The 5,829-nt window shown below is 60.9% G+C and carries 5 protein-coding genes; all 5 read right to left on the bottom strand.

What is annotated here, in order from left to right:
* Positions 1 to 17: 17 nt before the first annotated feature.
* Positions 18 to 638: a TetR/AcrR family transcriptional regulator gene (locus SNL23_RS03850; protein WP_167662974.1), complete on the bottom strand. Its 621-nt coding sequence runs from the start codon at positions 636 to 638 to the stop codon at positions 18 to 20.
* Between the two features lie 27 nt (positions 639 to 665).
* Positions 666 to 2,348 (bottom strand): class II poly(R)-hydroxyalkanoic acid synthase, encoded by a 1,683-nt coding sequence (phaC, locus tag SNL23_RS03845; protein ID WP_318301654.1) that lies wholly within the window; start codon positions 2,346 to 2,348, stop codon positions 666 to 668.
* Positions 2,349 to 2,449: 101 nt separating this feature from the next.
* Positions 2,450 to 3,295: a poly(3-hydroxyalkanoate) depolymerase gene (phaZ, locus tag SNL23_RS03840; RefSeq protein ID WP_076018088.1), complete on the bottom strand. Its 846-nt coding sequence runs from the start codon at positions 3,293 to 3,295 to the stop codon at positions 2,450 to 2,452.
* Between the two features lie 188 nt (positions 3,296 to 3,483).
* Positions 3,484 to 5,163: a class II poly(R)-hydroxyalkanoic acid synthase gene (gene phaC / locus SNL23_RS03835; RefSeq protein WP_076018087.1), complete on the bottom strand. Its 1,680-nt coding sequence runs from the start codon at positions 5,161 to 5,163 to the stop codon at positions 3,484 to 3,486.
* A 249-nt stretch (positions 5,164 to 5,412) separates the two neighbouring features.
* A complete protein-coding gene (locus SNL23_RS03830; protein WP_318301653.1) occupies positions 5,413 to 5,790 on the bottom strand; it encodes a DUF971 domain-containing protein in 378 nt (125 codons plus the stop codon).
* Positions 5,791 to 5,829: the final 39 nt, after the last annotated feature.

Genomic DNA, 5,829 nt, shown 5'->3' with positions numbered 1-5,829 from the left:
AAGCCCGCTCCCACATTTTAGTCCGCGTCGTCCAGGTACCTGAGCGCCAACCGCTCCGTCGCCATCCTCGCCGGCATCAAAAGATGCGGCGCCACCAGCATCATGATCTGGTACACCACCACCCGCACCTCACCTGCACGGTCGAGAATCCGTTGGTAATCCAGGGAAAACAGCAGGGTCATGGTGATCTGTTCCACCAACTGCCCCAGCGCCTGGGTGTCACTGACCAATTGCCCATCCGTCTTGAGCCTGGCCAGCAACGAGGCCAGGGTGCGCTTGAGCGCCGTCAGCAAGGTGCGAATACCCTTGGCCAGTTTCGGCAAGCGCCCCGCCAGATTCGACAAGTCCTGGAACAGAAACCGGTAGTGCGCCATGCGCTCCACGATCAGGTGCAGAAACAGCCAGTAATCCTCGGCCGCCAGTTGCGCGTTCTCGGGCGGGTCGAGCAACGGCGCCAACTCGGCCTGGAAACGCTCGAACAGCCCGAGCACCAGCGGCTCCTTGCCATGGAAGTGGTAATAGAGGTTGCCGGGGCTGATCCCCATTTCATTGGCCACCTCCATGGTCGACACGTTCGGCTCGCCCTTGTGGTTGAACAACTGCAAGGCACATTCAAGGATACGGTCGCGGGTCTTCATCCAGTCTTCTTAAGGTCTAGGTTGGGCTCAGCGGACCCGCACATACGTGCCCGGCGCCGCTTCCATCGGTGGGTAATTCTGGTTGCCCAGGGCGGTCAGGGTTTCGCGCTGCACACCGGAGCGCTGCTGGATCCACGCCAGCCAATTGGGCCACCAACTGCCCTCGACATGAGCGGCGTCGTAGTACCAGGCACGCGGGTCGCTGCTCAGCTTGAGGTTCTCGACGTAGTTCGCCTTGGGATTGCCTGGCGGGTTGAGGATGCTCTGGATATGCCCGCTGTTGGACAGAATGAAGCGCTTGTCGCCGCCCAGCAGTTGGGTGGAGCGGTACACCGCGTCCCACGGCGTGATGTGGTCGTTGATCCCGCCCACGCTGAAGCTGTCCACCGTGACCTTCTGCAAGTCGATGGGCGTGCCGCAGACTTCCAGGCCACCGGGATGGCTCAGCGGGTTGTGCTTGAAGAAGTCCAGCAAGTCGCCATGCAGCGCGGCGGGCAGGCGGGTGTTGTCATTGTTCCAGTACAGGATGTCGAACGCCGGAGGTTCCTTGCCCAGCAGGTAGTTGTTGATCCAGTAATTCCAGATCAGGTCGTTGGGACGCATCCAGGCGAACACCTTGGCCATGTCGCGGCCGTCGAGCACGCCTTGTTGATAGGAACGGCGCTTGGCGGCTTCCAGGGTTTGTTCGTCGGCGAACAGGGTGGCGGGGCTGTCAATCTGGCTGTCCAGCAGGCTCACGAGGTAGCTGGCGCTGGAGATGCGGCGCAACTGGCGCTTGGCCTGCAGATGGCCTTGCAGCGCAGCGATGGTCAGGCCACCGGCGCAGGCGCCCATCAGGTTGACCTCGCGGGCGCCGGTGATTGCGCGGCACACGTTCAGCGCTTCTTCCAAAGCCGCTACGTAGGTGGAAAGGCCCCATTCGCGGTGGCGTACATCCGGGTTGCGCCAGCTGACCATGAATACTTGCAGGCCGTTTTTCAGGGCGAACTGGACGAAGCTGTTGTTCGGGCTCAGGTCGAAAATGTAGTACTTGTTGATTTGCGGCGGCACCACCAGCAGCGGCTTGGCGTACTGTTTTTCGCTCATGGGCTTGTACTGGATCAACTCCAGCAGTTCGTTGCGAAAAACCACCGAGCCGGGCGTGGTAGCCACCGTCTTGCCGACTTCAAAGGCCTGCTTGGTGACCTGCCTCGGCAAGCCATTGTTGTGCAGCAGATCATCGAACAGGTTGCTGACGCCACGCACCACGCTGTTGCCGCCGGAGTTGAGCAACTCCTTGATCGCCAGCGGGTTGAGCATCGTGTTGGACGGCGACACTGCATCGTTGAGCAGGGAAAAGGCAAATTGCGCCCGGGCCCGGTCGTCGGCGCTCAGGTTGCTGTCGTCGATCCAGTGGCGGGTTTGTTTTTGCCAGCTCAAGTAGGCTTGCAGGCTGCGCCGATAAAACGGGTTGAGCTGCCAGGTCGGGTCGGCGAAACGGCTGTCGGCCGGGTTCGGCTCGTGCACCGTTTCTCCGAGCAGCACACGGCCCAATTGCCCGCCTAACTTCAGGGCGTGGCGGGCGGTGTGCACCGGGTTGCGCAAGCCATGTGCGGCAACGCTGCGCAGAGTCGAGAGCAAATCCCGGCCGCGCAGGCCGGTGATCGCGCTTTGTGCATTGATGAACGCGGCGGGTGTGGGCACCGGGTTCGATACGGGTCTTTCTCGCATGCGCCAACACTCCTTCGTTAAGCCATCAACTAGCACGCCAATTCAGAACCATAGTTGGTTCTGGCCAAGTTGCGCGGCGCGGTCGTCCTGACCGCCGCCGTCTAAAGTGCGGGTTGCGGGTGAATCACCGCCCTCAGGCGTTCCTCCTGGAGAAATTTCATGATGATCGGCGCCACAGCCTCGGCCCGGGTAATCAGGAACAGATGACCGTCGTCGATGATGTGCAGTTGGGCGTTGGGTATGCGCCAGGCCAGCATGCGCATGTTGATCAGCGGGATCAGCGGGTCGTCATCGCCAGCCAGCACCAGGGTCGGTTGCTTGATCTTGTGTAGCCAGTGGATGCTGGTCCAGCCAAGCCCGGCGAACAGTTGCCAGTAGTAACCCAGCTTGCCGGCCGAACGCACTTTGCTGGCGTGTTCGGCGGCCAGCTTCGAATCCCGACGGAAGGAGCCGCCGTAGATCATCGGGGCAATGCGCACCACATGGGACGGCTGGATATAACGCCGGGGGCTGGCCATCAGCCACAATACTTTCGGTTTGCCCGGTACCATAAAGGCGCCGGCGGCGGTGGCGGCGAGAATCAGCTTCTTGCAGCGCTCCGGGTAGTCATACGCGAACTGCTGCGCCAGCGCCCCGCCCCAGGAAACGCCCACCACGTTGACCTGGCCATAGTCCAGGTAATCGAGCATGCGCGCGGTGAGCTTGGCCAGGCCGGGAAAGCGATAAGGCCGGCTGGGGGTCGACGAACCGCCGACGCCCGGCACATCAAAGGCAATCACTTCCAGGTCCGGGTCCAGGGCCTGGACGAACGGAAACACCAGCTCAAGGTTGGCGCCGATGCCGTTGAAAATCAGCAGCGGCGTCAAGTGAGGCTTGCCCGGGCGTACCGCTGTGCGGATGGCTTGGCCATCCAGGTCGATGGTACGGAAGATGAACGGTTGCGGCATGGGCTTACCCTGCAAAATGGCGCGCTATTCCCTGTCTGAACTCGGTCAGTGTGGGAGCGGGCTTGCTCGCGAAGGCGGTGAATCAGTCTCCAGATGCATCAACTGACACACCGCCTTCGCGAGCAAGTCGAATCGTCGCACCGCCGCTCCCACATTGACCGAGTTCCAGTCACAAAAGTGTGTGTGCTCTATCGTTCATGTACATAAGTGCCCGGCGCCGCTTCCGCCGCTGCGTACGCTTTATTACCCAAGCTTGCGGGCGCCTTCTTCAACTTGCCCGAGCGCTCCGCCTGCCAGGCCTGCCAATGCAGCCACCACGAGTCGGTGTGCTTGGTGGCGTTCTCCTGCCAGTCCAGCGCCTTGCCCGGCATCGTGTCGCTGGTCTGGTAGCGCGACTTGGGGTTGCCCGGCGGGTTCAGGATGCTCTGGATATGCCCGCTGCTGGACAACACAAACTCGACCTTGCCGCCAAACAGCTGCGCCGACTTGTAGCAGGACTGCCACGGCGTGATGTGGTCGTTGGTGCCTGCCAGGGAATAGATATCGGCGGTGACCTGCTTCAGGTCGATCGGCGTGCCGCACACTTCCAGGGCGTTGGCGCGTATCAGCGGGTTGTTCTTGAACAGCTCGATCAGGTCGCCATGGAACGCGGCCGGCAAGCGGGTGGTGTCGTTGTTCCAGAAGAGGATGTCGAACACCGGTGGCTCGTTGCCCAGCAGGTAGTTGTTGACCCAGTAGTTCCAGATCAGGTCATTGGGGCGCATCCAGGCAAACACCTTGGCCATGTCGCGGCCTTCCAGCACGCCGGCCTGGTAGGAATGGCGCTTGGCTGCTTCAAGGGTCTGTTCGTCGACGAACAGCGCCACCTGGGTGTCCAGGGTGGTGTCCAGCACGCTCACCAGCAGAGTCAGGGCGTTGACCTTCTTCTCGCCCAGCGCCGCGTAGTGGCCCAGCAGGGCGGTGCAGGTGATGCCGCCGGAGCAGGCGCCGAGCATGTTGATGTCTTTGCTGCCGGTGATCGCGCTCACCACATCGACCGCTTCTTTCAGCGCCTCGATATAGGTCGACAGGCCCCACTCGCGCTGGGCCTTGGTGGGGTTGCGCCAACTGACGATAAACGTTTGCTGGTTATTGCGCAGGCAGAAGCGCGCCAGGCTCTTGTCCGGGCTCAGGTCGAATACATAGAATTTGTTGATCTGCGGCGGCACCACCAGCAGCGGGCGTTCGTACACCTGCTCGGTGATCGGCCGGTACTGGATCAGCTCCAGCACATCGTTGCGAAACACCACGGCGCCTTCGGTGGTGCCCAGGCTCTTGCCCACTTCAAAGGCGCCCATGTTGACCTGGCTCGGCATGCCGCCGTTGTGCACCATGTCCTTGGCCAGGTGGGACAGGCCATCCAGCAGGCTCTTGCCGCCGGTTTCAAAGAAGCGTTTGACCGCCGCCGGGTTGGCCGCGCTGTTGGTGGGCGCCATGGCTTCGGTCATCAGGTTGATGACGAAGTGGCCGCGGCTGATGTCGTGTTCCGACAGGTTGCTGTCACCGATCCAGTCGTGCAGCTCCTTGCGCCACGCCAGGTAGGTTTGCAGGTAACGTTTGTAGAGCGGGTTCTGGGTCCACGCCGGGTCGTTGAAACGGCGGTCGTCGGCCTCGGGTGTCAGCTGTGATTTGCCGAACACCACGTTCTTCAATTCGACGCCGAAATGGGCGACGTGCTTGACGCTGTGCAACGGTTGTTTGATGGCCTGGGTCAGCACCATCCGAGCGGATGCCAGTAAATCCTTTTTCCGTAACGCGATGATCGGGTTCAGCCCCAGGGTGTTTTCCGAGGCTTGGCGTTTCAAGTCATCGTTGTTCTTGTTACTCATCTACGACGCTCCATTGTCCGACAGACGAGTACCGGGTACCGCTGTGTACCACTACTTGCGACACAGCACAGCCTGGTACTACTGCTCGGGTGACCGTTAATACCGCATCGTCAAATGCAGGGAACTTGCCAGTTCCATTGGTTACCCGAGTTTAATTTTTTTCGCAAGCGGGCCAATCGTTGGCCACGACAGAGTGGCATTCAAGCAGATGGAATTAGAAAATGCCCACTAATGAGCAAGAGGCCTGAGCTAGAGCATCAGCCGCACGACCGACTGGTTCGGGTCGCGGGTTTTTCCGGCGGCTTTCAGTTCGGCAAGATAGTCAGCCCACAGCGCGTCCTGACGCACGGCAAGTTGATAGAGGTAGTCCCAGGTGAACAATCCACTGTCATGGCCATCGTCGAAGGTCAATTTCAGTGCGTATTGGCCGGCGGGTTCAATCTTGGTCAAACCGACATTGAGCTTGCCAAATTGCAGGATCGGTTTGCCGTGGCCCTGGACCTCAGCGGAGGGGGAGTGCACCCGAAGAAATTCGGCGGGCAGTTGATACACCTCGTCAGGACCGTAGGTAAGGCCCAGTGTCCTGGAGGCTTTGTGCAGGTTGATCGCGGTAGGCAGTTTGGTCATTTGGGGAACCGCTCAGAGATGATCCTGAAGGAACCGGCT

Source organism: Pseudomonas sp. SED1 (genome assembly GCF_034044025.1).
In the GTDB taxonomy this organism is placed as follows: Bacteria; Pseudomonadota; Gammaproteobacteria; order Pseudomonadales; family Pseudomonadaceae; genus Aquipseudomonas.
The sequence above is the reverse complement of the archived record's forward strand: the minus strand, read 5'-3'. Positions and strand labels throughout refer to the sequence as shown.

Coding starts and splice junctions, on each gene's coding strand:
- SNL23_RS03850 (WP_167662974.1), bottom strand. CDS start 638: ATGAAGACCCGCGACCGTATCCTTGAATGTGCCTTGCAGTTGTTCAAC.
- phaC (WP_318301654.1), bottom strand. CDS start 2,348: ATGCGAGAAAGACCCGTATCGAACCCGGTGCCCACACCCGCCGCGTTC.
- phaZ (WP_076018088.1), bottom strand. CDS start 3,295: ATGCCGCAACCGTTCATCTTCCGTACCATCGACCTGGATGGCCAAGCC.
- phaC (WP_076018087.1), bottom strand. CDS start 5,163: ATGAGTAACAAGAACAACGATGACTTGAAACGCCAAGCCTCGGAAAAC.
- SNL23_RS03830 (WP_318301653.1), bottom strand. CDS start 5,790: ATGACCAAACTGCCTACCGCGATCAACCTGCACAAAGCCTCCAGGACA.